The 26,985-nt window shown below is 66.5% G+C and carries 28 protein-coding genes; 19 read left to right on the plus strand and 9 right to left on the minus strand.

Translation table 11 applies throughout. The features are described from left to right. Positions 1-18 precede the first annotated feature (18 nt). The 5 genes from ccmE to SM191_RS08830 are packed head-to-tail and all read left to right on the plus strand — an operon-like array spanning position 19 to position 3,908. Positions 19-453 (plus strand): cytochrome c maturation protein CcmE, encoded by a 435-nt coding sequence (ccmE, locus tag SM191_RS08810; protein ID WP_341505863.1) that lies wholly within the window; start codon positions 19-21, stop codon positions 451-453. Then, on the plus strand, positions 450-2,384 hold the full coding sequence (locus SM191_RS08815; protein ID WP_341505864.1) for a heme lyase CcmF/NrfE family subunit: 1,935 nt from the start codon (positions 450-452) through the stop codon (positions 2,382-2,384). Before ccmE ends, SM191_RS08815 begins: the two co-directional genes overlap by 4 nt. Then, positions 2,381-2,908 (plus strand): redoxin family protein, encoded by a 528-nt coding sequence (locus SM191_RS08820; protein ID WP_341505923.1) that lies wholly within the window; start codon positions 2,381-2,383, stop codon positions 2,906-2,908. Before SM191_RS08815 ends, SM191_RS08820 begins: the two co-directional genes overlap by 4 nt. After that, the gene (locus SM191_RS08825) at positions 2,905-3,282 is read left to right on the plus strand and encodes a cytochrome c-type biogenesis protein (RefSeq protein WP_341505866.1); all 378 of its coding nucleotides are present in this window, start codon (positions 2,905-2,907) and stop codon (positions 3,280-3,282) included. The genes SM191_RS08820 and SM191_RS08825 overlap by 4 nt, the downstream gene beginning before the upstream one ends. Beyond that, the gene (locus SM191_RS08830; RefSeq protein ID WP_341505867.1) at positions 3,282-3,908 is read left to right on the plus strand and encodes a tetratricopeptide repeat protein; all 627 of its coding nucleotides are present in this window, start codon (positions 3,282-3,284) and stop codon (positions 3,906-3,908) included. Before SM191_RS08825 ends, SM191_RS08830 begins: the two co-directional genes overlap by 1 nt. 4 nt (positions 3,909-3,912) lie before the next feature. Here SM191_RS08830 and SM191_RS08835 read toward each other — a convergent pair whose 3' ends face one another. Then, positions 3,913-4,125, minus strand: coding sequence for a DUF3072 domain-containing protein (locus tag SM191_RS08835; protein WP_267434766.1), 213 nt, complete (start codon positions 4,123-4,125; stop codon positions 3,913-3,915). Between the two features lie 405 nt (positions 4,126-4,530). Next, positions 4,531-5,637 carry an alanine dehydrogenase gene (gene ald, locus SM191_RS08840; RefSeq protein WP_341505868.1) on the minus strand — a complete coding sequence of 369 codons (1,107 nt, stop codon included), beginning with the start codon at positions 5,635-5,637 and terminating at the stop codon, positions 4,531-4,533. Between the two features lie 127 nt (positions 5,638-5,764). Between ald and SM191_RS08845 the strand changes: the two genes are divergently transcribed. From SM191_RS08845 to SM191_RS08855, 3 genes are all read left to right on the plus strand, one after another. Next, positions 5,765-6,208, plus strand: coding sequence for an Lrp/AsnC family transcriptional regulator (locus SM191_RS08845; RefSeq protein ID WP_306999229.1), 444 nt, complete (start codon positions 5,765-5,767; stop codon positions 6,206-6,208). Between the two features lie 225 nt (positions 6,209-6,433). Further along, positions 6,434-8,107 carry an amidohydrolase gene (locus tag SM191_RS08850; RefSeq protein WP_341505869.1) on the plus strand — a complete coding sequence of 558 codons (1,674 nt, stop codon included), beginning with the start codon at positions 6,434-6,436 and terminating at the stop codon, positions 8,105-8,107. Between the two features lie 98 nt (positions 8,108-8,205). Continuing rightward, positions 8,206-9,270, plus strand: coding sequence for a choice-of-anchor A family protein (locus SM191_RS08855; RefSeq protein ID WP_341505870.1), 1,065 nt, complete (start codon positions 8,206-8,208; stop codon positions 9,268-9,270). 81 nt (positions 9,271-9,351) lie between these two features. Here SM191_RS08855 and ctrA read toward each other — a convergent pair whose 3' ends face one another. From ctrA to SM191_RS08870, 3 genes are all read right to left on the minus strand, one after another. Beyond that, positions 9,352-10,053, minus strand: coding sequence for a response regulator transcription factor CtrA (ctrA, locus tag SM191_RS08860; protein ID WP_267434782.1), 702 nt, complete (start codon positions 10,051-10,053; stop codon positions 9,352-9,354). Between the two features lie 102 nt (positions 10,054-10,155). Beyond that, positions 10,156-11,250 (minus strand): AI-2E family transporter, encoded by a 1,095-nt coding sequence (locus SM191_RS08865; protein WP_341505871.1) that lies wholly within the window; start codon positions 11,248-11,250, stop codon positions 10,156-10,158. After that, positions 11,247-12,182, minus strand: a complete 936-nt coding sequence (locus SM191_RS08870; RefSeq protein WP_306999236.1) for a LysR family transcriptional regulator — start codon at positions 12,180-12,182, stop codon at positions 11,247-11,249. The genes SM191_RS08865 and SM191_RS08870 overlap by 4 nt, the downstream gene beginning before the upstream one ends. 135 nt (positions 12,183-12,317) lie before the next feature. Between SM191_RS08870 and SM191_RS08875 the strand changes: the two genes are divergently transcribed. Continuing rightward, the gene (locus tag SM191_RS08875) at positions 12,318-13,055 is read left to right on the plus strand and encodes a pirin family protein (RefSeq protein WP_341505872.1); all 738 of its coding nucleotides are present in this window, start codon (positions 12,318-12,320) and stop codon (positions 13,053-13,055) included. 29 nt (positions 13,056-13,084) lie between these two features. Further along, positions 13,085-13,687: an NAD(P)H:quinone oxidoreductase gene (wrbA, locus tag SM191_RS08880; protein WP_306999239.1), complete on the plus strand. Its 603-nt coding sequence runs from the start codon at positions 13,085-13,087 to the stop codon at positions 13,685-13,687. Positions 13,688-13,827: 140 nt separating this feature from the next. On the opposite strand, the gene SM191_RS08885 is transcribed toward wrbA, so the two are convergent. Beyond that, positions 13,828-14,607: a M15 family metallopeptidase gene (locus tag SM191_RS08885; protein ID WP_341505873.1), complete on the minus strand. Its 780-nt coding sequence runs from the start codon at positions 14,605-14,607 to the stop codon at positions 13,828-13,830. 49 nt (positions 14,608-14,656) lie between these two features. Here SM191_RS08885 and SM191_RS08890 point away from each other — a divergent pair, with 49 nt between their 5' ends. Then, entirely contained in the window at positions 14,657-15,301 is a 645-nt protein-coding gene (locus SM191_RS08890; protein WP_341505874.1) for an RluA family pseudouridine synthase, read from the plus strand. A 9-nt stretch (positions 15,302-15,310) separates the two neighbouring features. Beyond that, complete coding sequence (gene arfB / locus SM191_RS08895) at positions 15,311-15,736, plus strand: alternative ribosome rescue aminoacyl-tRNA hydrolase ArfB (RefSeq protein ID WP_341505875.1); 426 nt, start codon at positions 15,311-15,313, stop codon at positions 15,734-15,736. Positions 15,737-15,826: 90 nt separating this feature from the next. On the opposite strand, the gene SM191_RS08900 is transcribed toward arfB, so the two are convergent. Next, positions 15,827-16,204 (minus strand): hypothetical protein, encoded by a 378-nt coding sequence (locus SM191_RS08900; protein ID WP_341505876.1) that lies wholly within the window; start codon positions 16,202-16,204, stop codon positions 15,827-15,829. Positions 16,205-16,329: 125 nt separating this feature from the next. On the opposite strand from SM191_RS08900, the gene SM191_RS08905 reads away from it, so the two are divergent. From SM191_RS08905 to metH, 4 genes are all read left to right on the plus strand, one after another. Next, positions 16,330-17,292 (plus strand): ArsR/SmtB family transcription factor, encoded by a 963-nt coding sequence (locus tag SM191_RS08905; protein ID WP_341505877.1) that lies wholly within the window; start codon positions 16,330-16,332, stop codon positions 17,290-17,292. Continuing rightward, positions 17,289-18,230: a methylenetetrahydrofolate reductase gene (gene metF / locus SM191_RS08910; RefSeq protein WP_341505878.1), complete on the plus strand. Its 942-nt coding sequence runs from the start codon at positions 17,289-17,291 to the stop codon at positions 18,228-18,230. The genes SM191_RS08905 and metF overlap by 4 nt, the downstream gene beginning before the upstream one ends. Positions 18,231-18,428: 198 nt before the next feature. Further along, entirely contained in the window at positions 18,429-19,475 is a 1,047-nt protein-coding gene (locus SM191_RS08915) for a homocysteine S-methyltransferase family protein (RefSeq protein WP_341505879.1), read from the plus strand. 144 nt (positions 19,476-19,619) lie between these two features. Further along, a complete protein-coding gene (gene metH / locus SM191_RS08920; RefSeq protein WP_341505880.1) occupies positions 19,620-22,322 on the plus strand; it encodes a methionine synthase in 2,703 nt (900 codons plus the stop codon). A gap of 75 nt (positions 22,323-22,397) precedes the next feature. On the opposite strand, the gene SM191_RS08925 is transcribed toward metH, so the two are convergent. Continuing rightward, the gene (locus SM191_RS08925) at positions 22,398-22,907 is read right to left on the minus strand and encodes a hypothetical protein (protein ID WP_341505881.1); all 510 of its coding nucleotides are present in this window, start codon (positions 22,905-22,907) and stop codon (positions 22,398-22,400) included. Between SM191_RS08925 and SM191_RS08930 the strand changes: the two genes are divergently transcribed. The 3 genes from SM191_RS08930 to SM191_RS08940 all read left to right on the plus strand — a co-directional run bounded on the left by SM191_RS08930 (position 22,890) and on the right by SM191_RS08940 (position 25,109). Then, on the plus strand, positions 22,890-23,663 hold the full coding sequence (locus SM191_RS08930; protein ID WP_341505882.1) for an EAL domain-containing protein: 774 nt from the start codon (positions 22,890-22,892) through the stop codon (positions 23,661-23,663). The two genes, SM191_RS08925 and SM191_RS08930, sit on opposite strands and share 18 nt — an antisense overlap. Before the next feature lie 133 nt (positions 23,664-23,796). Beyond that, on the plus strand, positions 23,797-24,516 hold the full coding sequence (gntA, locus tag SM191_RS08935) for a guanitoxin biosynthesis heme-dependent pre-guanitoxin N-hydroxylase GntA (protein WP_306999262.1): 720 nt from the start codon (positions 23,797-23,799) through the stop codon (positions 24,514-24,516). Further along, entirely contained in the window at positions 24,513-25,109 is a 597-nt protein-coding gene (locus SM191_RS08940; RefSeq protein WP_341505883.1) for an urea carboxylase-associated family protein, read from the plus strand. The genes gntA and SM191_RS08940 overlap by 4 nt, the downstream gene beginning before the upstream one ends. A gap of 133 nt (positions 25,110-25,242) precedes the next feature. Here the strand turns inward: SM191_RS08940 and SM191_RS08945 are convergent, their stop codons facing one another. Continuing rightward, on the minus strand, positions 25,243-26,934 hold the full coding sequence (locus tag SM191_RS08945; protein ID WP_341505884.1) for an alkaline phosphatase family protein: 1,692 nt from the start codon (positions 26,932-26,934) through the stop codon (positions 25,243-25,245). Positions 26,935-26,985: the final 51 nt, after the last annotated feature.

Below are 26,985 nucleotides of genomic sequence, written 5' to 3' on the forward strand. Positions count from 1 at the left end.
GATGAAGCGCGCCGAGAAATGACGCCCAAATCCCAACGCCTTGCGCTGGCGCTGCTGGCGCTGGCCGCGATCGTCGCGGCGGTGCTGCTCGCCATGTCGGCGATGAAGGACCAGGCGGCGTTCTTCTACACGCCTTCGGACGCGAAGGCGCAAGGCTTGCCGCTGGGCAGGGCGGTACGGCTGGGCGGGATGGTCGAGGCGGGATCGGTCCACCGCGCCCCCGATGGCGTGACGGTCCGCTTCGTCGTGACCGATGGCAAGGCGACGACGCCCGTGACCTTCGCCGGGATCACGCCGGACCTGTTCCGCGAGAAATCGGGTGTGGTGGCCGAGGGGCAGTTCCAGCCGGATGGCCGCTTCGTCGCGACCAATCTGCTCGCCAAGCATGACGAGAAATACATGCCCCCCGAGATGGCGGGCAATATGCACGAGAGCCGGAGCCTGGAGCCATGATCGCCGAGGCGGGCCTTGCCGCGCTCTGGTTCGCCGCGATGCTGGCGGGGTTGCAACTGTTGCTGGGCGTGCTTGGCCTGCGGCGTAAGGATGTCGCCGGTGAGCAGGCGATGGCGGCGATCGGCCCGGTCGCGATCGTGCAGGGCGCGCTGGTCGCCATCGCCATGGCGGCGCTGATCGCGCTGTTCCTGAACACCGATCTGTCGGTCAGGCTGGTCGCGGAAAACAGCCATTCGGCCAAGCCCTGGATCTACAAATTCGCCGGAGCCTGGGGCAATCACGAAGGGTCGATGCTGCTATGGGTCACGATCCTGGGGGCGGGCGGCGCGCTGGTGGCATGGAGGGAACGCGCGCTCGACCGGGCGACGCATGTCGCGACGCTGGCGGCGCAGGGCGCGATCGCGCTGGGCTTCTATGCGTTCCTGCTCTTCGCCTCCAACCCGTTCGCGCGGTTGAATCCAGCCGCCGTGGAGGGGCAGGGGCTCAATCCGCTGTTGCAGGACCCCGGTTTGGCGTTCCACCCACCCACGCTCTATGCGGGCTATGTCGGGCTGTCGGTCGCCTTCTCCTTCGCGGTCGGCGCGCTGGTCACGGGGCAGGTCGGCCCGGCCTTTGCCCGTGCGATGCGGCCCTGGGTGCTGGGGGCCTGGGTGCTCCTGACCATCGGGATCACGGCGGGGTCCTATTGGGCCTATTATGAGCTGGGTTGGGGCGGCTGGTGGTTCTGGGATCCGGTCGAGAATGCCTCGCTGATGCCGTGGCTGGCGGCGACGGCGCTGCTCCATTCGGTCAATGTGCTGGCGGCGCGCGACGGATTGCGGGCGTGGACGGTGATGTTGGCCGTCGTCGCATTCTCCATGTCGATGATCGGGACGTTCCTCGTGCGCTCGGGGATTTTGACCAGCGTCCATGCCTTCGCCGTCGATCCCCGGCGCGGGGCGTTCATCTTGGCGCTGCTGGGTCTCTATATCGGCGGCGCGCTGGCCCTGTTCGGCGCGCGGATCGGGCAGGTTCGGGCGGGGCGCAGCTTCGCCTTTGTCAGCCGCGAGGGCGGGCTGGTCGTCAACAACCTGTTGCTGTCGGTGATCCTGGGCATCGTGCTGATCGGCACGCTCTATCCGCTGGTCGCCGCCGGGTTCGGGGTGCGACTGTCGGTCGGGCCACCCTTCTTCCACGCCGCCGCCGGGCCGATCGCGCTGGCGCTGGTCGCGGTCATGGCGGTCGGGCCGATGTTGCGCTGGCGGCAGGATCAGGCGGAGGCTGTGCTGATCCGGATGCTCTGGCCGATGGTTGCTGCGGCGGGGACTTTCGCGCTGGTGTTGACCCTGACCGGGGGCATGGGGGCGTTGCCGCTCCTGGGCCTGTCCTTCGGTGTCGGGCTGATCGTCGCCAGCGTGCTGCCGATCACCCGGCGCAACTGGCGGCGCACGCCCTTGCCGATCTGGGGCATGGTCGTCGCGCATGTCGGGATCGGGGTCAGCATGATCGGCATGGCCTGCGACAGCGCCTTCACCGCCGAGCGGCTGGTCGCGCTCTATCCGGGGCAAGCCACGATCGTCGGACCGTGGCGGGTGCAGTTGGACCGCATCTATCCGGCGATCGGACCGAACTGGTCGGCGCTGGAGGCGCGGCTGACCGCGACGCGCGACGGGTCGGCGGAGTCCCTCCGCCCGCAACAGCGCTTCTTTACCGATCCGCCGACCACCACCAGCGAAAGCGCCATCGCCACCCATTGGGACGGGCAACTCTATACCGTGCTGGGGCAGCAGGATGCGGCGACCGGTCGCTGGCAGTTGCGGCTGTGGTGGAAGCCGTTCGTGACGTTGATCTGGCTGGGCGGCGCGCTGGTCGCGCTGGGCGGGGCGCTGGCGCTGTTCGGGCGCTGGTTCAAGGGCTGGCAGCAGCGGCGACGGGCGTTGCTATGGGACTGAAGCGCTGGCTGATCTGGGTGCCGCTGGCGGCCTTCGCCATCCTGTTCGTCGTGGTGGCGAGCGGGCTGATGCGCCCGTCCGACACCACGGTTCACTCGACGCTGGTCGACAAGCCCTTGCCCGACTTCCGGCTCGACCCGATGGTGCCGGGCAAGCCGGGGCTGGCGAGCGGCGATTTCGGCAAGGGGCATCCGCGCCTGCTCAACGTCTTCGCGAGCTGGTGCATCCCCTGCATCGCCGAAGCGCCGCAACTCATGGCGTTGAAGGCCAGGGGGGTGGAGATCGACGCCATCGCCATCCATGACAAGGGCCCCGCCATCGCCGACTTCCTGCTCCGCAACGGCGACCCCTATGCCGCGATCGGCAACGATGCGCGCAGCCGGGTGCAACTGTCGCTCGGCTCGTCGGGCGTGCCGGAGACGTTCCTGATCGACGGGCGCGGGCGGATCGTGCGGCAATATATCGGCGATATCCGCCCCGATCAGGTCGACCGGATCGTCCGCGATGTGGAGGCGGCGCGATGAGCCTGTTCCTCGCCCTGGCGCTGGCGGCGGCCACGACCGCGCCCGATTACGGCAACACCCAGCTTGCCGACCCCCGCGCCGAGGCGCAGGCCCGCGCCTTGATGGGCGAATTGCGCTGCGTCGTCTGTCAGGGCCAGTCGATCGCCGACAGCGATGCGGACATGGCCGCCGATATGCGCGCACTGGTCCGCCAACGTATCGCCCAGGGGGAAAGCCCGGAGGCGATACGCCACTGGCTGATCGAACGGTACGGCGATTATGTCAGCTATGATCCGCCGCTGTCGGGCGCGACGGCCTTGCTATGGGCGACGCCGATCCTGTTGTTGGGCGTCGGCGCTTTGATCGCGCGCTCCAGCTTCCGGCGGGCACGCTGATGGGCTGGCTCGCGCTTCTCGGCCTCGCGGCGGCGGCGATCGCGCTGGCGTTCTGGCTGCGTTTCCCCCGGCCGCTCTGGACGATGCTGGGGGCCGCGCTGGCGCTGGGCGGGGTCGGCTATGCATGGCAGGGAAGGCCGACCCTGCCCGCCGCCGCGCCCATGCCGCCGTCCGACCGGCAGTCGGACAATGAGGCGTTGATCGACCTGCGCGGGCAGTTGCTGGGGCGTTATGGCGGCGAGGCGGCGATGTTCACCGCCGCCGATGCGCTGGCGCGGTCGGGGGACAGCCGGACGGCGGTGAAGATCATGCTGGGCGCGGTCGGGGCCAATCCGCGCAGCGTTCCCTATTGGACCGAACTGGGCAATGTCCTGTTCGCACATGACCGCAATCAGATGTCGCCCGCCGCGCAATTCGCATTCCGCCGGGCGCGGACGCTGGGGGCGAACGACCCGGTGCCGTTCTTCTTCGAGGGGCTGGCCTGGATGCGGGCGGGGGATTTCGCCAGGGCCCGGTTGCTATGGCGACGCGCCCTGCAACTGACCCCCGCCGACGCCTCCTACCGCCCGGCGATCGAGCAGCGGGTGATGCTGCTCGATCAGGCGATGCGGATGATGGGGCAATAAGGGCTTACTGGCCCCGCCCGGTCTTGGCCTGAAGCGCGTCGATCCGCTTGGAGGCGTCGGCTTTGCTCAACGTTTCGTCGAACCCTTCGCCCGCTTCCTCGGACAGCGTCTTCAAATAGCTCGCCTGCGCGCCGGTCATCGGTTCGTCGCCGGTCGTCCAGTCATCGGGGTCCTTCTCGGCATTGGAGAAGGGTTCGGTCTTGGGATTGTCGGTCATCGCGAATTCCTTTCGCGGGACCAACTCTCATGTTCTTGATTTGTTTCAATGGTTCGCGCGAAGGCGCGGAGACGCAGAGAGGTTTGGGGTAGACGCACCCATCGGGGTCCGTTCGGCCGAAGGCGATGACGCACCCTGATGATGAAAGACCGGCCTGTCGGCCGGACGTGAACTCTCCGCGCCTCCGCGCGAACCTTATCCCACGCACCGCTCAGTCAAATAAAACCGGAGGTCAGGGATTGCCTATGTGGCGGAGGTCCGGGCGTGCGCTTCGACTCTGCTCAGCGCGAACGGGGGTGGGCGATCCCAACAGCCGTCCGGCCTGAGCGAAGTCGAAGGCCACGGGGCCACCCTCGTGGCGGACACCGTGGCTTGCACTTCGACTTCGCTCAATGCGAACGGAGTTTAGCCCGCCCAGGCCTCGAACGGCAGGTCGAGCGCTTCGGCGACCGCCGCGTGGCGGATCTTGCCGCCCGAGACGTTCAGGCCGTTCGCCAGATGCGCATCGGCCTTCATCGCGGCTTCGGCGCCCATGTTCGCCAGCTTCACCGCGAAGGGCAGGGTCGCGTTGTTCAGCGCGAAGGTCGAGGTGCGGGCGACCGCGCCGGGCATGTTGGCGACGCAGTAATGGATCACGCCATCGACCTCGAACACCGGGTCCTGATGGGTGGTGGCATGGCTGGTCTCGAAGCAGCCGCCCTGGTCGATCGCGATGTCGACCATCACCGAACCGCGCTTCATCGTCTTCAGCATGTCGCGGGTGACCAGCTTCGGCGCGGCCGCACCGGGCACCAGCACCGCGCCGATGACCAGATGCGCATTCTTCACCGCCGCCGCGATCGCCGCCTTGGACGCATAGGCGGTCTTGATCTGGCTGGAGAAGAACATGTCCAGTTCGGCCAGACGGTCGTTGTTGATGTCATAGATGGTGACATCGGCGCGCAGGCCGACCGCCATCTGTGCCGCGTTCACGCCCGAGACGCCGCCGCCCAGGATCGCGACCTTGGCAGGCGCGACGCCCGGAACGCCGCCGAGCAGGATGCCACGGCCGCCCTGCTGCTTTTCCAGGTAATGCGCGCCGACCTGCACCGCCATGCGGCCCGCGACTTCCGACATCGGCTTGAGCAGCGGCACGCCGCCACGGGGCGAAGTGACCGTCTCATAGGCGATGCAGGTCGCGCCCGACTGCATCAGTCCCTCGGCCTGCGGCTTGTCGGCGGCGAGGTGGAGATAGGTGAACAGCACATGGTGCGGGCGCAGCATCGCGACCTCGACCGCCTGCGGCTCCTTGACCTTCACGATCATTTCGGCCTGGTCGAACACCTCGGCGGCGGTGGCGACGATGCGCCCGCCCGCGTCGATATAGTCCTGATCCTCGAAATCGATGCCGCTGCCAGCCTTGGTCTCGACGATGACCTCATGCCCGGCGGCGACCAGTTCGGCGACCGACGGCGGGGTCAGGCCGACGCGATATTCGTGGTTCTTGATTTCCTTGGGCACACCGACGCGCATGGGACTCTCCGTGAAGACTATTGCCATGACAATAGCGCCGATCGGGCGGGAGAGGTGTGCAAAGCGGTCCCGGTGAATCCTGTTTATCAGGATTTCCTTGCGTGGGTGGCGGGTGTACCGGGATGAAATGTCCGACGCCATCGACCGCCGCATCCTGGCCCAACTGGCCCGCGATTCCGACCTGACCAGCGCCGCGCTGGGGGAGAAGGTCGGCCTGTCCGCCAGCGCGGCGCATCGCCGGGTTTCCCAACTGCGCGAGGCGGGGGTCATCACCGGCTATCGCGCGATCCTGAGCCACGAGGCGCGGGGGCGACCCTCGACCGTGATGGTCAACGTCACGCTGAAGGACCAGCGGCAGGACACGATGGCGGCGTTCGAGCGCGAAATCCTGCGCTGTCCCGAGATCGTCGAATGCTTCCTGATGAGCGGCGAGGCGGATTATATGATCCAGGTCGAGGTCCGGCGCGACGACAGTTATGAGCGCATCCACCGCGAAACGCTGGCGCGTTTGCCGGGGGTGACGCGGCTGGCCTCGCATTTCGTGATCCGCGAGGTGGTGCGGCGGTCTTGAGGTCGCCCATGGCGCCCCGGCCATTCATCATCCCCGTTCATCATCCGTCGCTCCAGCGCAGGCTGGGGCCTTTGTCGATCGGAGCGGTGCCTTTGCCGAAGATCCCAGCCTTCGCTGGGATGACGGAAGGGGGGGATGACGTCCGGGGAGCAGGAGGAATACCGAAAGTGATCGGCATACTCCCACGCTTCCCACCCAGCCCGTCACCCGATAGGGAATGACCCCATGGTAAAGCAGGCTTTCTCCTTCCGCGTCCTTCCCACCGTTCTCGCCGCGCTGGCGGTTGCGCTGTCTCCCGCTCCTGCCTTCGCCGATGCGCTGGTCGACAATGTGACCGGGCTGACGCTCGACAGGGACGGCAAGGTCGTGCGGTTCACCGGATTGCTGCTGACCCCGGATGGAAAGGTCGTGCGGCTGCTCTCCGCCAAGGACAAGCGCCCCGAGAAGCTGGACTGGCGCGCGGACATGAAGGGGCGGGTGATGCTGCCCGGTTTCGTCGATTCGCACGGGCATGTGATGGGGCTGGGCTTTCGCCTGATCGAACTCGACCTGTCGACCACCCGGTCGCTGGACGAGGCGCGCAGCCGGATCGCCGCCTATGTCGCGGCCAATCCGGATCGCAAGGTCATCCTGGGCGGCGGATGGAACCAGGAAAGCTGGGGCCTGGGCCGCTTTCCCAGCAGCGCCGACCTGGATGCCGTCGCCGCCGACCGCCCGGTGGTGATGGAGCGCGCCGATGGCCATGCGCTGTGGGCGAACAGCGCGGCGATGAAGGCGGCGGGGATCACGGCCAGGACCGTCTCGCCCGCCGGTGGCCGGATCGAGAAGATCGGTGGCCAGCCCTCCGGCGTGTTCGTCGACGCCGCCATGACGCTGATCCAGAAGGCGATCCCGCAACCGCTGGCCAAGGATCGCAACACCGCCTTCCTGAAGGCGCAGAACGAACTGCTCAGCCATGGCATCACCGCGACCGCCGATATGGGCACGACGCTGGACGAATGGATGACCTATCGCCGGATGGGCGATGCCGGAAATCTGCGGGTCCGCATCATGAGCTATGGCGGCGGGATCGACGATACGGTGCGGATCGGCGGCACCGGGCCGACGCCGTGGCTGTACGACAACAAGCTGCGCCTGGTCGGGGTGAAGCTGTACGGCGACGGGGCGCTGGGATCGCGCGGGGCATGGTTGAAGCAACCCTATGCCGATGCGCCGGGGCAATCCGGTCTGGGCTTTATGACCGATGACGTGATCCGCAACCTGATGAGCCGTGCGGCGATGGACAAGTACCAGGTTGCCGTGCACGCGATCGGCGACAAGGCCAATGCACAGGTGCTCGACGCGATCGACGAACTGGCCGAGACCTATAAGGGCGACCGGCGCTGGCGGATCGAACATGCCCAGATCGTCGATCCGGTCGACCTGCCGCGCTTCGGCAAGCATGGCATCATCGCCTCGATGCAGCCGGTGCACGAAACCAGCGACCGCCAGATGGCGGAGGCGCGGCTGGGCCCGGCACGGCTGGCGGGGGCCTATGCCTGGAACACCATGTTGAAGAACGGCGCGACGCTGACCTTCGGGTCGGACTATCCGGTCGAGAGCCCCGATCCCTTTGCTGGCTGGGCCGCGGCGATCACACGGCAAGGCCCGGACGGCCAGCCCTATGGCGGGTGGCAGCCACAGGAGATCATCGGACGCGAGGCGGCCTGGCGCGCCTTCACCATGGACGGTGCCTATGCGGCCTTTGCCGAGGACCTGTTCGGGCGACTGGGCCAGGGCCAGCAGGCGGACTTCATCATCGTCGACCGCAACCCGCTGGACATCAACCCCAGCGAGTTGCGGGCGACGCGGGTAGAGGAAACCTGGATCGGCGGGCAGAAGGTCTGGGAGCGGAAGTGATGTTATAGGCCGCCCCATGACCATGGGCGTCGCGCTTCGGGACACCTGCTCGCCAACCGCCTGATGATTTGGCGGCGATTTTCGTCTATCATCGCCCCATGAAACATCGTCTCGTTCTTGCCGGGCTGGTCGCCGTCGCCATGCCGTCGATCGCCATCGCCGACCCCCTGGTGGTCGGGATCGACGCGTTGAAGGAATGGAATCTCATCGTCCTGGGCGACCTGACCTCCAGTTCGGAGGTGGAGGGGCGGACCTTTGTCGGTGGCAATCTCAGCGGCAATTCGTCCAACTACCAGATTCGCACCGTCCCCGCCTCAACCTATGCGCTGCCCGGCCTGACGGTGGTCGGTGACGTGCTGGGCGGCACCAAGAACCTGAACAACGGCTCGGGTGCGCTGGTCGGCGGCAATGTGCAGAGCGGCTTCAACCTGAATGGTGGCGTTCAGACGGTGAAGGTCGGGGGCAGCCTGTCCAACACCAATATCAACCAGAATGTCGTCCAGTCGGGCCTGGGGAACAGCGATCCCGGCTTCGTCGCGGGGTTGACGCAGCAGAAGACGGTGCTGGCGAGCAGCATGACGGACCTGTCGAACGGCTATGCCGCACTCAGCCCGACGGCGCAGGTTTCGATCGCGGGCAATCGCGCGACGTTCAACGCGGTGGCCAATGCCGATGGCGTCGGCGTGTTCAACCTGACCGCCGCCGACCTGACGCGCTTCGGCGAGATCGCGTTCAACACCAATGGCGCCGACACCGTCATCGTGAATGTCAGCGGCAGTGCGATCCAGTTGAACGACAATTTCCTGGGCAATGCCACGGGGCTGGGCGAGCATGTCATCTGGAACTTCCCCGATGCGACCAGCCTGACCCTGTCGACCGCATGGAAGGGGTCGGTGCTGGCCCCCAAGGCCGCGGCGGTGACCGGCAACTATATCGAAGGATCGGCGGTGTTCGGCAGCCTGATCCAGAATGGCGAGTTCCACCTGGGGACCTATATCGGCACCTATACCCCGACCGCGCCCAATCCGCCGAGCAGTTCGGGCGGGAGCAGCGGCGGCGGGTCGCCGACCCCGGTGCCCGAGCCGGGCAGCCTGTTGATGATGGCCGTCGGACTGGGATTGATGGCGATGGTGGCGTGGCGTCGACGGTCGGTGTCGGCCTGACGGGGAAGGCTGCGCAATCACGTCAATGAAAAAGGCCGGTCCGCTCTTTGCGAACCGGCCTTTTTCGTAACGGCCAAAGGATCAGGCGACGGCGGCCTGTTCCCCCTCGTCCAGTTCGCGCAGCACATAGCCGCGACCCCAGACGGTCTCGATATAATTCTCGCCATCGCAGGCCAGGCTCAGCTTCTTGCGCAGCTTGCAGATGAAGACGTCGATGATCTTCAACTCGGGCTCGTCCATCCCGCCATAGAGATGGTTGAGGAACATCTCCTTGGTCAGCGTCGTGCCCTTGCGGAGCGACAACAGCTCCAGCATCGCATATTCCTTGCCGGTCAGGTGGACGCGGGCATTGTCGACCTCGACCGTCTTGGCGTCGAGATTGACCGCCAGCTTGCCGGTGCGGATGATCGACTGCGAATGGCCCTTGGAGCGACGGACCACGGCGTGGATGCGCGCGATCAGCTCCTCGCGGTGGAAGGGCTTGGTGACATAGTCGTCGGCGCCGAAGCCGAAGCTGCGCACCTTCGAATCCATTTCGTTGATCCCCGACAGGATCAGCACCGGGGTCGAGACGCGCGCGACACGCAGGCGCTTCAGCACGTCATAGCCATGCATGTCCGGCAGGTTCAGGTCGAGCAGGATGATGTCGTAGTCGTACAGCTTGCCCAGATCGAGGCCTTCTTCACCCAGATCCGTGGTATAGACGTTGAAGCCTTCGCTGCCGAGCATCAGCTCGATCGCCTTGGCGGTGGTCGGTTCGTCCTCGATCAGCAGCACGCGCATCGACAATCCCCATTCGCGAATGATCGCCACCAAGGTCCCCGGGCGACCGGATGTGTTAATCATTAGCCAACGCTTGCGTGAACGTAAAAGGTTAATTCGCTCCTAACCCGGATTATTATTGTCTTGTTTCACTCTGGCCCGGGGGTCGAGCAAGGTCTGATGTTCCACCGGCGGAATGTCTTCGCCCAGAACTTCCCGCAAATACAGGCTTCTGATCAAGGTAAACACGACGATCAACAGTGCCGCGGAAAAGAAAAGTCCGAAAAGGCCGAATATGGTGCCGATCCCGATGATCGCGAAAAGGGTTACGGCCGGAGGGATCGCCACGACGCGACTGGTGACGAAGGGGGTGATGGCGTTGGTCTGGACCAGGCGGACCAGGGCGAAGGTGATGAGCGTGCCGATGATCGCATGGTTGCCGCCCTGCGCCGCCAGCCCCAGCGCGGGCAGCATCGCGGCGACCGGCCCGACATAGGGGACGAATTCGCTGAGGCCCGTCAGCAGCCCCAGCGCGGCGGCGGACGGCACCCCCGCGATCGCCAATCCTACGCCGACCAGCACGCCCATCGTCGTCATCTGGATCAATTGCGCGCGGAGCCACAGGCGAAGGGTCGATCCGGTATCGAACAGCGCATCCTCCATCGCCGGGCGCATCGATCGAGGGATCAGCAGCAGGAAGCCGCGCTCATAGACTTTGGGATCGGCGGCGAAGAACAGCGCCCCGACCAGCAGCAACACGCAGTTGAGCACGAACTCGCCCGCGCCCGACACGATGCCGCCGATATCCTGCGCCACCCGGCTGCCCGCATAGGCGGCGCGGACCGCGTCCACCACCTTGGCTCCGACCGGCGATTGCGCGGCCCAGGCGGCTAACTGGTCGATCAGGTTCGGCAATTGCGTGACCAGCGTGTTCAACTGCTGGCGAAAGGCGACGCCGAACAGCCAGGCCAGGAAGCCCAGCACCGCCAGCACCGTCGCGACCGACAGGGTCAGCGAGCGTTTGGGGCCGATCGGCAGACGGTCGGCATAGAGATCGGCGATGGCATGGATGACGATCGCCCCCAGGATCGACCCGAAGGCGAGGATCAGCAGGTCGCCCGCCCGGAACAGTGCGGCGCCGACGCCCAGGATCACCAAGGTCAGGACGATGCGGCGGATGAAGCGCGCATCGGCCTCGTCGGGGCGAAGCCGGTTCATCGCACGTCCCCCATCGCCTTCTCCGTCGCCTTGGCGATCATGCAGGGGTCGCGGACCCGGTCGGCCAGCCAGGCGATCAGCGCCTCGACCCGCGCCGGGCGCAAGGGGCTGGGCGGCGTCAGCAGATGAAGCCCGATCGGCGGCGGCGTCCAGTCCTCCAGGATCGCCACCGCGCGGCCCGATGCCAGATGCGGCCCGATGATGAACCCCGGCAGCCGCGCGATGCCCAGTCCGGCCAGCACGGCGGGGACCAGTGCATCGCCACTATTGGCGGTCAGCGGACCTTGCGGACGGACCGACACTTCCGCCCCGTCGGAGCGGCGAAAGCGCCAGGGGCCGGTGATGTTGGAATAGCTGAGCAGCCGATGCTCGCCCAGTTCATTGGGGTGGGTCGGCGTGCCATGCTCCGCCAGATAGCCGGGCGAAGCGACGACATGCGTAGAAATCCCGCACAGCCGCCGCGCGCGCAGCGAGCTGTCGGGCAGATCGGCGATGCGCAGTGCGATGTCATAGCCTTCCGCGACGATATCAACCCGCGCGTCGGACAGGCTGAGTTCGATCTCGATCCCCGGATGCGCGGCCAGGAACTCGGCGATGACCGGTGCGATGTTGGTCACCCCGAACGACATGGGCGCGGCAAGCCGGATGCGACCGGCGGGCGCGCTGGCGGCGTCGCGCGCGGCTTCCTCGGCGGCGCGCGCCTCGGCCAGAATGCGCGCGGCATGCTCGGCCAGCGGCTTGCCCGCCTCGGTCAGGGCCAGGCGGCGCGAGGTGCGGTGGAACAGCGACTGGTTGAGTTGCGCCTCCAGCCGGGTGATCGCCTTGGACACGGTGGCCTTGGACAGCCCGATGGCGTCGGCGGCGCCGCTGAAGGATCGGTGCTCCACCACGGCGGCGAAGATGGCCCAGGCTTCCAGATCCGGCAGACGCATCCATACCCCCTTCGCCCCGACCCCTTTGGCGGCCGGCTCCGCGCTACAATGCACTTGGAAACGATCGGTTTCCAGCGTTTCCGTTTACGCGACGATTATGCACCCTATCTTGGGCTCAACCAAGGGAGATACCCTATGAGCACCCAAGTCATCGACACCCCTGTTCAGGATCGGGGAATCGACCGCCGCAGCTTCGAAAGCCTGGGCCATGCCAACCATGGCTGGCTGGACGCGCGGCACCATTTCTCGTTCGCCAATTATTATGATCCCGCCCGCATGGGCTGGGGCGCGATCCGGGTGTGGAACGATGATGTCATCGCTCCCAACGCCGGTTTCCCGCCGCATTCCCATGCCGATATGGAGATCATCACCTATGTCCGCACCGGTGCGATCACGCACCAGGATTCGATGGGCAATGTCGGCCGCACCGCGGCGGGCGATGTTCAGGTGATGAGCGCCGGATCGGGCGTGCGCCATGCCGAATATAATCTGGAGGCCGAGCCGACCACGCTCTTCCAGATCTGGATCGAACCGCGCAGCCGGGGCGGCCAGCCGAGTTGGGGCGCCAAGCCGTTCCCCAGGGGCGAGCGTTCGGGCCGGTTCGTGACGCTGGCCAGCGGGTTCGAGGAGGATGGCGATGCGCTACGCATCCGCGCCGATGCCCGTGTGCTGGGCGCGACCCTGCGGGCCGGGGAAAGCGTCGAGCATGTCGTGGGGGAGGGGCGTCACGCCTATCTCGTCCCCGCGACCGGACGGATCGAAATCGACGGTGTGCCGTTCGCGGCTCGGGACGGTGCGGCGCTGTCGGGTGGCCGTACCGTGACGATCACCGCCATCGAGGATGCCGAGATCGTTCTGGTCGATTCCGAATAACTGCAATTTCTGGAAGGGAGTTAAGTCACATGGCCAAGGTTCTGGTACTCTATTATTCGTCCTATGGTCACATCGAGAAGATGGCCGACGCCATCGCCGAGGGCGCGCGCGCCGGGGGTGCCGAGGTGGATATCCGCCGCGTCGCCGAAACCGCTCCGCCCGAGGTGGTCGCCGCCGCGCACTTCAAGACCGACACCGCGCACCCCGAGATCGAGGGCCCCGACGCGCTGACCAACTATGACGCGATCATCGTCGGCACGCCGACCCGCTATGGCCGGATGGCGAGCCAGATGGCGGCCTTCTGGGACACCACCGGCGGCGTGTGGATGCGCGGCGGTCTGGTCGGCAAGGTCGGCGGCGCCTTCACCTCGACCGCCAGCCAGCATGGCGGGCAGGAGACGACCCTGTTCTCGGTGCTGACCAACCTGATCCACCACGGTATGACCATCGTCGGGCTGGATTACGGTTTCCAGGGCCAGATGGGTGTCAAGGAAGTCCATGGCGGCACGCCCTATGGCGCGTCCACCCTGGCCGATGGCGACGGCAGCCGCCAGCCGAGCCAGGTCGACCTGGACGGCGCCCGCTACCAGGGCAAGCGCATCGCCGAGACGGCCGCCAAGCTGTTCGGGTGATTTTAAGGGGCGGGGGTGCCGGAAGGTATCCCCGCCTTTTTCCTACCCTCCGTTCAGTGCGAACGGAGGGTGGTAGTTGGAACGGGGCTATATCCCCGGATCCCGTTCAGCCTGAGCGAAGTCGAAGGCCACGCCCAACCCTATCGCCGCTTCTGCTTCTTCTTGAGCGGAGCGGACAAGGGCGTGGGCGCAACGGGAACCGGCGGCGGGCTCGCCACCACCACCTTCAACGGATCGCGCACCCCCGGCTTGGCGGGAAACTGCGCGCGCGCCTTGGCGAAGATGAAGCGTGCCTGCGCCGCCCCCGGCGCGGTCGGACTGGTCCCGACCCAGCGCCAGTGCCATGGTTCCCACTTCACCCGCTGCGTGTTGCCTGCGGGGAAGCTCAACTCGAAGCCGAAGCGCGGGCCGTTGGCGAACAGCCAGCGCGCCGCCGGGGTCGCGGCCATGCAGGCCTCGGCATCCGGGCAATTGGGCGAGGGCCGCACCGCGAAGTCGATCGCATAGCCGGTCGCATGCTCGCTATGCCCCGCCGGGGCGACCGAAATGGCGCGCTCGGCGGCGGTGCTGTCCCGGTCGCGGCAAAAGACATGACCCTGGCGCAGGATGGCGCGGTGGCAGGACAGCCCGCGCAACTGCCCCATCACCGCCGGATCGCCCTTCGCGGCGGCCAGCAACCGCTCCAGGTCGGGCAGCATGTCGCGGCGGACATAGCAGGGCTGGCCCAGCGCGAAGCCCGGCGGGGCCGGGACCAGTTCGGCGGGCGGGGCGTCGCCATAGAAGAAATGCCCGGCGACCCGGCCATCGGGGCCCGGCGGCGGCAGCGCGCCGTCGCACGACTGGGCCTGCGCCAGGATGGGCAGCAGGGCGAGCGTGACGGCGAAGGTCGCGGGCAGGAAAACGGTACGAAGGGACGGCATGACGCGCGCGGCTCTGGCATGTCGGCGCTGGCGGTGGCAAGGGAGCGTGATGCACGGAGATCGCGTTCTATTCATCGACGGCGAAGCGCTGGTGATCGACAAACCGGCGGGCCTGCCCGTCGATCGGCCCCGCAATGGGTCGATCAGCCTCGAAAACCACCTGGAATCGCTCAAATTCGGATTCAAGCGCTGGCCGCATGCGGTACATCGGCTCGACCGCGACACCAGCGGCTGTCTGCTTCTGTCGCGCAACCCGAAGGCGCATGCGCGCTTCCAGCAGGCGTTCGAGGCCGGGCTGGTCGAAAAGCGCTATCTGGCGGTGCTGAATGGTGTCGTCGAGGGGGAAGGGATGATCGACCTTCCGCTCGCCAAGGTTTCGACCCGCGAGGAAGGCTGGCGGATCGTCGCCGATCCGGCAGGCAAGGCGGCACGGACCGGCTGGCGGGCGCTGCGGCATGAGGGCGGGCGGACGCTGGTCGAGTTCCGCCCCGAGACGGGCCGCACGCACCAGATTCGCGTTCATGCGGCGACCGGGCTGGGCGCGGCCGTGGTCGGCGATCCCGTTTACGGTGCGGGCGAGGCCGGGGGCATGCTGCTCCACGCCGCCAGCCTGACCGTGCCGCGCGGCGATACCAAAGGCCCGATCACCGCGGAAGCCCCGCTTCCCGAACGCTTCGGCGCGTTCACCGAATAAGCCGGTTCGATGGCGCTGATCCCCGTCACCAGCGCCATCGCGATCGACGAGCGCGAGATCGGCGAGAGCTTCACCCGCGCCTCCGGGCCGGGTGGGCAGCATGTCAACACGACCGACAGCGCGGTGCTGCTGCGCTTCGACGTGGGCGGCTCGCCGAGTTTGCCGGAGGCGGTGAAGATGCGCCTCGCGGTGCTGGCGGGGCAAAGGCTGAGCAAGGACGGCGTGCTGACCCTGCGCGCCGATGCCAGCCGCTCGCAGGAGATGAACCGGCGCGAGGTGCGCGAGCGGCTGATCGAGCTGATCCGCGAGGCGACCATCGTGCCCAAGAAGCGCCGGCCGACCAAGCCGACACGGGCCTCGCAGACGCGGCGGGTGGACGCCAAGAAGGGGCGCGCCCAGGTGAAGGCGGGGCGGGGGAAGGTGCGGTTCGACTGAGTTTGGGGCAAGGGACAGCCTCTCCCCAAACGAAAACGGGCCGACGAGAATCTCGCCGACCCGTTCCCTTCATCCCGAAGGACGGACCGCTTAGCGGCGAACGTCCTCGCCCGCACGGACCAGCGCGTTGCCGGTCGCCTGGCGGGCGTCGTTGGCGCCCTTTTCGATCTTGTCGCCCGCCCGGTCGAGGCCGCGATCGATATTGTCGCCCGCGCGGTCGGCATGGGCCGCCGCACGGTCACCGGCGCGGTCGAGCTTGTCGCCCGCCTTGTCCATCGCATTCTCCGCCGAATTCAGCGCGCGCGCCGTCGCCGCCTCGACATCGTCCGACGCGTTCTGCGTCGTCGCTTTCACGTCCGAGCCGATCGCATCGGCGGCCTGTTCGGTCTGGGTGCGGCTGTTTTCGCTGCACGCGGAAAGCGAGATGGCGGCGGCGCCGGTCAGGGCGAGGATCAGGGCCTTCTTCATGGCAAACACTCCCGTTTCAAACATATGATCGGCGTGCCAACGCAGATTATCCGTTTCGGGTCCGTGTCGGCCTAAATGAGTTGCCTCCGTTGACCGCATATAAAGATATCTTTATATCGTAATCCATGGCCAATGCGCTGGAAATCTTTCGCGCCCTCAGCGATCCGACGCGGCTGCGCATATTGGCGCTGCTCCGCTCGATGGAACTGTCTGTGGGCGAACTGGCGCAGGTGCTGGGCCAGAGCCAGCCGCGCGTCAGCCGCCATGTGAAGATCCTGGTCGATGCCGAACTGGCCGAGCGGCGCAAGGAAGGCAGTTGGGTGTTCGTCGCACTCGGCGATCGTGAGGCGGTGGAGCCGATGACGGCGGCGCTGGACCGCTGGACGGCGGACAGGCCCGACCCCTGGGTGGTGGCGGATGTCGCGCGGCTGGCGGCGGTGCGCGCGGACCGGGCGGCGAGTGCGGCGGCCTGGTTCGAGGATCATGCGGGCGAGTGGGACGCGATCCGCTCGCTCCATGTCGCGGACAGCGAGATCGAGGAGGCGATGGCGGGCCTGATCGGCGAAGGCGATCTGGGCACGCTGATCGACATCGGCACCGGCACCGGGCGGATGCTGGAGTTGTTCGGCGACCGCGCTGATGCGGCGCTGGGCATCGATCGATCGTCGGAGATGCTGCGGCTGGCCCGCGCGAAATTGCACGGGCGCGCCAATACCGAGTTGCGGCAGGCGGACCTCTATGCGCTGCCCATGGGTGACGGCGCGGCGGATATCGCGATCCTGCACCATGTCCTCCACTTCGCGCAGCAGCCGGGGGCGGCGATCGCCGAGGCGGCGCGGGTGCTGGGGCCGGGCGGGCGGTTGCTGATCGCCGATTTCGCGCCGCACGATCGCGAGGAACTGCGGCAAAAGGCGGCGCATAGCCGTCTGGGCTTTGGCGACGAACAGATCGCCGGCTGGTTCGGTCCCGCCGGGCTGACGCTGGCCGAGACGAAGACGCTGGAGGGCGGCGAGTTGACCGTCAAGCTCTGGCTGGGTGTGAAGAAGGGGCTTCGGCCCGTCGAGACGAATAGGGTGAAGGCGGCATGACGAATACGATCCTGACCCAGGCCGAAGCGGCGCTGGCGCATGACGAACCGCTGTTCGCCGATGTCGGCGGCGATATCGCGGTCAGTTTCGAATTCTTCCCGCCCAAGACGGAGAAGATGGACGCGCAGCTCTGGGATGCGATCCGCACGCTGGAGCCGCTCGACCCGCGCTTCGTGTCGGTGACGTACGGCGCGGGCGGCTCGACCCGCGAACGGACCCATGCCACCGTCGCGCGGATCCAGCGCGAGACGACGCTGGCGGCGGCGGCGCATCTGACCTGTGTCGAGGCGACGCGCGAGGAAATCGATCAGGTCGCGCACGAATATTGGGCGGCGGGCGTGCGGCATATCGTGGCGCTGCGTGGCGATCCGCCTGCGGAGGGCGCGCGCTTCGTGAGCCATCCGGGCGGCTATGAGAATGCCGCCGATCTGGTGGCGGGCCTCAAAAAGCTGCATCCGTTCGAGATTTCGGTCGCGGCCTATCCCGAATGCCACCCGGACTCGGTGGATCAGGCGTCGGATATCGACAATCTGAAGCGTAAGATCGATGCCGGAGCCAACCGCGCGATCACGCAGTTCTTCTTCTCGCCCGAAGCCTATTTCCGCTTCCGCGACGCGGCGGCGGCGGCGGGGATCACGGCGGAGATCGTGCCGGGCATCCTGCCGGTGTCGAACGTCGCCCAGACCCGCAAGTTCGCCGCCATGTGCGGGGCGTGCATCCCCGACTGGATGGACCGTCTGTTCGAGGGGCTGGACGACCATCCCGGCGCGCGCCAACTCGTCGCCGCGACGATCGCCGCGGAGATGTGCCGCCGTCTGTATGCGGGCGGGGTGAAGGGCTTCCACTTCTACACGCTCAACCGCGCCGAACTGGCCTATGCGATCAGCCATCTGCTGGGCGTGCGCGGCAAGAAGGCCGAGGCGATCGCGGCGGCGTGACGATTAGCCCCCTCCCGCAGGCGGGAGGGGAGTGATGAATTAGAGGGTCGGCGGTTGGCGATAGTGCCCGACCGAAGACCCAGGCACACCCCTCCCGCAAGCGGGAGGGGATGGGGGAGGGCAGGGCCACAGGCGATGACGCCAGAGGCTCCCCACCCCTGGAAAAGAACAACCGCTCGCCAGAGCAGGAGCAGACCGATGACGACCCGCGACACCTTCCTGGCCGAAGCCGCCAAGCGTATCCTGATCACCGACGGCGCGTTCGGCACGGAGATCCAGAACTGGAAGCTGGACGAGGCGGCCTATGCCGGGACGCTGGGCCTATCGCACGACCAGAAGGGCAATAACGACATCCTGGCGCTCACCAAGCCGGAGGTGCCCGAGTCCATCCACCGCGCCTATTTCGAGGCGGGTGCGGACATCGCCGAAACCAACACCTTCTCGGCGAACCGGATCAGCCAAGCCGATTATGGTGCCGAACATCTGGTCCGCGAGATCAATGTCGAGAGCGCCAGGCTCGCCCGCCGTCTGGCGGACGAATATCAGGCGAAGGACGGCCGCCCGCGTTTCGTCGCGGGCGCGATCGGGCCGACCAACAAGACGCTGTCGCTGTCGCCCGACGTCAACGATCCGGGCTATCGCGAGATCGACTTCGATTACCTCAAGGACGTCTACCGCGAACAGATCGACGCGCTGGTCGAGGGTGGGGCGGACTTCATCCTGATCGAGACGGTGTTCGACACGCTCAACGCCAAGGCCGGGATCATGGCGGTGATCGAGGCGGGCGAGGCGCGGGGCCGTGAAATCCCGATCATGCTGTCGATGACGCTGACCGACCTGTCGGGCCGCAACCTGTCGGGCCACACGGTCGAGGCCTTCTGGCACGCGGTGCGCCACGCCAAGCCGCTGACCATCGGGCTGAACTGCTCGTTCGGCGCGGAACAGCTTCGCCCGCATGTGAAGACGCTGAGCGAAATCTGCGACACGCTGATCATGATCTATCCCAATGCCGGGCTGCCCAACGAACTGGGTGCCTATGACGAAGCGCCCGTCACCACCGCCGGTCTGGTCGGCGAATGGGCGGTCGAGGGGCAGGTCAATGTGCTCGGCGGCTGCTGCGGCTCGACGCCCGCGCATATCAAGGCGATCGCCGACAAGGTGAAGGGCATGAAGCCCCGCGCCGTCCCGACCCCGCCGGTCGTCACCCGCCTCGCTGGCCTCGAGCCCTTCACGATGGCGGCGTGACCTGAATAGCCCTCTCCACTCCGGGGAGAGGGTTGGGTGAGGGGAAGGTGTCTCGCAGAGACCCGCCTCTCGACAGCGTGACACCCCTCCGTCAGGGCTGCGCCCTGCCACCTCCCCTAGCAGGGGAGGAATAGAGATCGAGATATGACCCAGACCGCATCCTCCACCAATTTCGTCAATATCGGCGAGCGGACCAACGTCACCGGCTCGGCGGCGTTCAAGAAGATGATCCTGGCGGGCGATTATGCCCGCGCGGTGGAGGTGGCGCGCAGCCAGGTCGAGAATGGCGCGCAGGTGGTCGACGTCAACATGGACGAAGGGCTGCTCGACGCCGAATTCGCCATGACCACCTTCCTCAAGCTGATCGCCGCCGAGCCGGATATCGCGCGCGTGCCGATCATGATCGACAGTTCCAAATGGAGCGTGATCGAGGCGGGGCTGAAATGCGTGTCGGGCAAGCCGATCGTCAATTCGATCAGCATGAAGGAAGGCGAGGAATCCTTCCTCCATTATGCCCGTCGCTGCATGGCGTACGGCGCGGCGGTGGTCGTCATGGCGTTCGACGAGGTCGGCCAGGCCGACACCAAGGCGCGCAAGGTCGAGATCTGCGCCCGCGCCTATGACCTGCTGATGGGCATCGGCTTTCCGCCCGAGGACATCATCTTCGACCCCAATGTCTTCGCGGTGGCGACGGGCATCGAGGAGCATAACAATTACGGCGTCGACTTCATCGAGGCGTGCCGCGAGATCAAGGCGCGCTGCCCGCACGTCCATATCTCGGGCGGCCTGTCGAACCTGTCGTTCAGCTTCCGCGGCAACGAGCCGGTGCGCCGGGCGATGCACTCGGTGTTCCTCTACCACGCCATCCCGGCGGGCATGGACATGGCAATCGTCAATGCGGGCCAGCTCGACGTGTACGACACGATCGATCCCGAGTTGCGGACGGCGTGCGAGGATGTGGTCCTCAACCGCGATCCCGAAGCGGGCGAGCGGCTGGTCGCGCTGGCCGAGCGCTATCGCGGCACCGATGCGGTCGCGGAAAAGCAGGCGGCGGAGTGGCGCAGCCTGCCGGTCACCAAGCGGCTGGAGTACGCGCTGGTCAAGGGCATCGACGCGCATGTCGTCGACGATACCGAGGAATGTCGCCAGCAATTCGCCCGGCCGATCGAGGTCATCGAAGGCCCGCTGATGGACGGGATGAACGTCGTCGGCGACCTGTTCGGATCGGGCAAGATGTTCCTGCCCCAAGTGGTCAAGTCCGCCCGCGTCATGAAGAAGGCGGTCGCGCACCTCCTCCCCTTCATCGAGGCGGCGAAGGAGCCGGGCGCCAAGGGCAAGGGCAAGATCGTGCTCGCGACCGTGAAGGGTGACGTGCACGATATCGGCAAGAACATCGTCGGCGTCGTGCTCCAGTGCAACGGCTTCGACGTGGTCGACCTGGGCGTCATGGTCCCCTGGTCGAAGATCATCGCGGCGGCGAACGAGAATGACGCCGACATGATCGGCCTGTCGGGCCTCATCACCCCCTCGCTCGATGAGATGGTGACGGTGGGCGAGGAGATGCAGCGCGCGGGCATGACCATGCCGCTGCTGATCGGCGGCGCGACGACCTCCAAGGTCCACACCGCGCTGCGCATCGCGCCCGCTTATTCGGGGCCGGTGGTGCATGTCCTCGACGCCTCGCGCGCGGTCGGCGTGGCGACGACGCTCGTGTCGGACACGCAGCGCGATCCCTATGTGGCGCAGGTGGCCGCCGATTACGAAGCGGTTCGCAAGGCCCGCGAGGGGAAGGGGGCGAACGCGCTCCTGCCGCTGGAGGAAGCGCGGGCGCGCGGTTTCGTCGCGGACATGGCGTTGAAGGCGGGCGATCCGAAGCAGCCGGGCGTCCATGTCTATCAGGACTGGGACCTGTCCGACCTGCGCGACTATATCGACTGGACGCCCTTCTTCCGCGCCTGGGAACTGGCGGGCAACTTCCCCGCCATCCTGACCGACGAAGTCGTCGGCGAGAGCGCGAGCGGGTTGTACGCGGACGCGCAGGCGATGCTCGACACGATCATCGCCGAGAAGTGGCTGACCGCCAAGGGCGTCGCCGCGCTCTGGCCGTGCCGCCGCGATGGCGACGACGTGATCCTCACGCCCTCTCCCCTGCGGGGAGATGGCCGGGGTGAGGGGCCGGGGCCGGGGCTGGGCGGCGAAGCTTCCGCAACCGCCCCTCACCCAACCCTCTCCCCGGCGGGGAGAGGGCCTGAAGAAGTCCGCATCCCCTTCCTGCGCCAGCAGATCGCCAAGCGGGAGGGCCGCGCGAACATGTGCCTGGCCGACTTCATCGATCCCGCAGGCGACTGGATCGGCGGCTTCGCGGTCGGCATCCACGGCATCGACGCGCATATCGAACGGTTCCGCAGCCAGCATGACGATTATAACGACATCCTGCTGAAAGCCTTGGCCGATCGCCTGGCCGAGGCCTTTGCCGAGCGGCTCCACGCGCATGTCCGCACCGACCTCTGGGGCTATGCGGCGGGCGAGCAACTGACCAACGAGGCGCTGATCCGCGAACAATATCGCGGCATCCGCCCCGCGCCGGGCTATCCCGCCTGCCCGGAACACAGCATCAAGCGGACGCTGTTCGACCTGTTGGGCGCCGAACAGGCGGTCGGGCTGGAACTGACCGACAGCTTCGCAATGCTTCCCACGGCGGCAGTCAGCGGGTTTTACTTCGGCCATGCACAGGCCGAATATTTCGGCGTGGCGCGTATAGGCGAGGACCAAGTGGCAGATTATGCCGCCCGTCGTGGTGTAGACATGATGCAGGCGACGCGCTGGCTGCGGCCGAATATTGATTGAGTGAGAATGAGTTAAGTCGGTAAGTTGAGGTTACGTAATGTAAACAAAGTGCTCGATTGACCTGAAAAAGTTTTTTTATCTTTGCAACTCCTTCGATTGCCGATAAATATCGGTGGGGAGGTTGGTTAAGCCACGATGAAAATGGCTGATGGCCTGCCGACAGCTAGGGGTGTAGCTAAGGTGCCAAGCAGCCATTTCGAAATGGAGATCAGCAATCTCGATTTGATCGAGGCTTGTTGGGGCGTCGCCGTTGCCGATCAAGTGGTTAGCCACATTCAAATGCGCTTGTGTCATTTGGGCCTGGGGTTCGAGCAGAACGAAACTCGACAGCGATTTCGGATCGTCAGCGATGTTCGAGCGGGTAATGCGGTGGAGTTGCATCGCGTGGCCGAGCTTTCCTATCGCCTGACCGCCGAACCCATTTCGATCGCGCTGACGACTGGACAGCCGGGGGCGGCGCTCCATGCCGTGATGACCTGGGATAGCGACGAACCGCCCCGCTATCGTGGCCCTCGCGACATACAGCGCGATCATGGGGATCGGTGGTTCGCCATCTATAAGAGCGACATGCAGATCGCGGCCCATGCCTTTTGCTGTGCCGCCGACGGGCGCATGATTCCCTATTGGCAGCCGGTCTGTGATTATCGCGACTCTTCCCGTGTCCTGTATCATGAGGGGCTGGTTCGTTTCGGTAACCAAAATGCCGGACTGTCGCCCGCCGTCGTGTTTCCGGCGTTGGAGCGGACCGGGATGGCCACGACCTTCGACTGGGTCATGGTGCGTCATGTGCTGGACGAATTGCGCGCGGACCCGTCGGCGACCCTGGGGGTCAATATCTCGGCCAGTTCGGCGCATCTGAAGGGGTGGTGGCGGGGCATATTGGCGGAACTCGCCACGCGCCCGGATATCGCCAAGCGGCTGGTGGTCGAGATCACCGAAACCGATCCGATCGTCCATATCCGCGAAACGATCGCCTTCGCGCGGGAGGTGCGCGCGGTCGGGGCGACCTTGGCGTTGGACGATTTCGGTGCCGGCTACACCTCGATCCGGCAGTTGATGGATCTGGTGCCCGCGCTGGTGAAGATCGACGGCCTGTTCCTCCAACGCGCCATCAGCAATGTTCAGCCCTGCCACAGTTTGCCGCATCTGATCGGATTGATCCGCGAATTGGGTGGTACTGTCATCATCGAAGGCGTGGAAACGCCGGAGATGGCCGATATCGCCTATGTCAGCGGCGCGACATGGCAACAGGGTTATTATTACGGTCACCCCGCACCGGTACGAAGCGAGCACAGGGCGATGTTGCGGCTGGTGGATGTCGCGGGGGAAGCGAATATCTGATTGCGTCTCCGCGGCAGTCACCGAGTCGTGATCTTGATACGTATCAATTCCGCCAAGACTGGGTCCTAATTCATCGGAATAACGGACTCTTTTTCTCGGAACGTCCTCCATCGGCGCGACGTTGGGGCATCCCATGTCAAAAACCGAAAGCAGTCTTTTTCCCGCCAGCGACCCTAGCGAGCCGGAGTCGGCGGCCCTGTTGCGCGCCCATGTCGCGGCGGCGGACTTCCCCTGTGTCGGCGCGAAGGCGGCGATGGCGCGTGGAACGCTGGAAATCCTGGGCGCGCGCGATATCGCCAGCGCCTGGGACGACCTGCGCATCCATGACAGCCTGCGCCGCTTCGCCGAGCGTTACCGTGCCGAACCGCAACTCTTCCGCAGCCTGGCGGTGGTGTTCGCGGGGCCGGAGCGACTGGACGAGGCGGCGTTCGAGCGGTCGGTCTGGGCGCGTATCCAGTCCCTGTCGGACAAGGATGTCTGGCTGGGACAGGATTGGGACAAGCGCGTCAGTTCCAATCCCGACGATCCGCATTTCTCGCTGTCCTTCGGCGGGGAAGCCTTTTTCGTCGTGGGTCTGCATCCGAATGCCAGCCGACCGGCGCGCCGTTTCCCGCGCCCGGCGATGATCTTCAATCTGCACGACCAGTTCGAGACGCTGCGCGCGCAGGGCAAATATGAAACGATGCGCGAGAAGATCATGATGCGAGACGAGGCTTTGGCAGGGTCGCGCAACCCGATGCTCGCACGGCATGGCGAGTTGAGCGAAGCGCGGCAATATAGTGGTCGCGTGGTCGAGGAGGGGTGGCGCTGTCCCTTCCATTATGCGGGCTCGGCGGCCGGGGCCGATCGGTGAGCGCCGATACGGTCGAAATCCCGCCGCGCAGCGGTGACGCCTTTCGCATGGCCAAGGGCGACAGCCTGACCGTGATCGATCCGCGCGGGCGACAGGTCGCGGACCTGCTGGCGTTCAACGCGGACGATCTGGACGAGGTGATCTCCTCAGGGCGGACGCTCGACTATGCCGAGACGATCCGGCTGACGATGGGGCATAAGCTCTATTCCAACCGGTCGCGGGTGATGCTGGAGATCGTCGCCGATACGGTCGGGATGCATGATTTCCTGCTGACGCCATGCTCGGTCGACACGTTCGACCATTTCTATCCCGACCTGCCGCGCCATCGCGGCTGCTTCGGCAATCTGGCGGCGGCGCTGGAGCCCCATGGCGTCGTGCCGGACCGGATACCGGTGGCGTTCAACTGCTTCATGAACGTGCCGGTCGACGGGACCACGGGCAAGCTGGAGGTGCTGCCGCCGCTCAGCGGGCCAGGGGACCATATCCGGTTCGTGGCGCATATGGATCTGGTGATCGGGTTGACGGCATGCTCGGCACCCGCGTCCAATGGCGGGTCGTTCAAGCCGATCCGGTATAGGGTGGAGCGCCCCTAAATCCTCCCCGGCACGGGGAGGGGGACCGCCGCGAAGCGGTGGTGGAGGGGGATCGCCACAAGGGACTCCCTGCGAGGAAGCCCCCCTCCGTCAGCGCTACGCGCTGCCACCTCCCCGTGCCGGGGAGGAATTCTTACCGCTTGCACGTATCCGCTGCACCCGGATCGAGGTCCAGGCAGCGCCCGTCCACACCCGGCATCGGCAGGCCGATCGTCGCGGCCAGCGTGGGGGCGATATCGACCGTCTCGACCGATAGCGGCTGCTCGAACCCGCTCATCCCCTTGCGCCAGAACAGGATCGGCACGCGCCGGTCATAGTCCCAGGGCGAGCCATGCGTCTCGACATAGCCCGGCGCGGGTTCCTCGATCGTCGTCACTCGCGGCTTGAGCAGGATCAGCAGGTCGCCCGAACGGGTCGGGTCATAGGAAGACCGCGCCTTTTCCTTCAGCGTCCAGCCTTCCGGCGTCGTCGTCGGCCATGGCGTCGCGGCGATCTCGTCACGGGTCAGCGCGGCGGCGACCTGTGGCAGCGCCTCGTAGCGGCGCTTGGCCTCGGCGAGTATCTTGGCGCGGGTCGCGGGCGGCAGGTCGCGGTTGATATAGATGTCGCCCTCGGCGCTCATCATGATGGGCGGGGTGTTGGACAGGCCAAGGGTCTGTGCGACGATGGCAGCCATCGCCTTGGTCTTGGCCTCGGGCGCGACATGGCTTTCCATCGGCATGGCGCGGATCTGCTGCCGCTCGGTCATGTCGTGCGCGCCGTGGTCGGCGGTCAGCATCACCTCATAATCGACGCCCGTGGCGTCCAGTACCTCGAAGAACCCCGCCAGCGAGCGGTCCAGTTCGGCCATCTGGATGCACATCTCCGACCCCTGCGTGCCCAGCGCATGGCCGATATAATCGGTCGCCGACAGCCCGACGGACAGGATGTCGGTCTGCGGCCCCTGGCCCAGCTTCATGTCCTGCACGAAGCCCGCCGCCATGGCGAGCACGGCGGCATCGGCGGCGGGGGAGACGCGGAACGCCTTCAGGTCGCCCGCCGCGCGCTGGAACCGGCCGGTGCCCAGCGTCTGGCCGCCCACCGTGATCGCCCGGTCGAGCGGCTTGCAGAAACCGGGCAGCGGCAGCGCGTCCTGCGGGCGGGCGATCAGGTCGGCCACCGCCTTGCGCGTGCGCTCCACCACTGGCGCCACGGCGCGTCCGGCATAGGAGACATAGGTCTTGCCGTCCCACCACCAGATCTCATCCATCTTGTGGCCGCCCATCATCACGGCGGCGCGGTCCTTCCCCGCGACCGAGACGGTGCGCACGCGGGGATCGGCGGTCTTCATCCGCTCGCCCAGCGTCGGCACCTTCAGATGCTTGTCGGAGACGATGTAATTGTTGTGATCCTGGCCCGGAACGCTCTCATCCTCCGAGCAATAGACGATCTTGTCCGTGCGTCCGACCGTCTGGTCGATCCAGTTGTTGGCGATGATCCCGGTATGGGCGGGGCGATAGCCGGTCAGGATGGTCGAGTGGCCGGGGCAGGTCTCCGTCGCGGCATGGCTCTGATAGCCCGAGGGGAAGACCGCGCCAGTCAGGAGCCGCGCCATGCCGCCGGTGAAATGGTTGCGATATTGCTGGAACAGGTCCGCCGAGAACTGGTCGACCGAGATCGCCACGATCAGCTTGGGCGGAGTCGTGGGGAAGGGGGCCTGCGGCGTCGCGGGGGACGTGGCGACGGACGCGGGTGCGCTGCCGGGTTCCGGGCTGGCCGTCTGCGCGAAGGCGGGGGCGGCGATCAGGGCGGCGGAGGCGAAAAGCGCGGCAGTCAGGGACTTCATGGGCAACCTTGATGCAATGCGGGAACAGGCCCGCTATGGAACCCCAAACGG

It is taken from the genome of Sphingomonas sp. 2378, assembly GCF_038084995.1.
In the GTDB taxonomy this organism is placed as follows: Bacteria; Pseudomonadota; Alphaproteobacteria; order Sphingomonadales; family Sphingomonadaceae; genus Sphingomonas.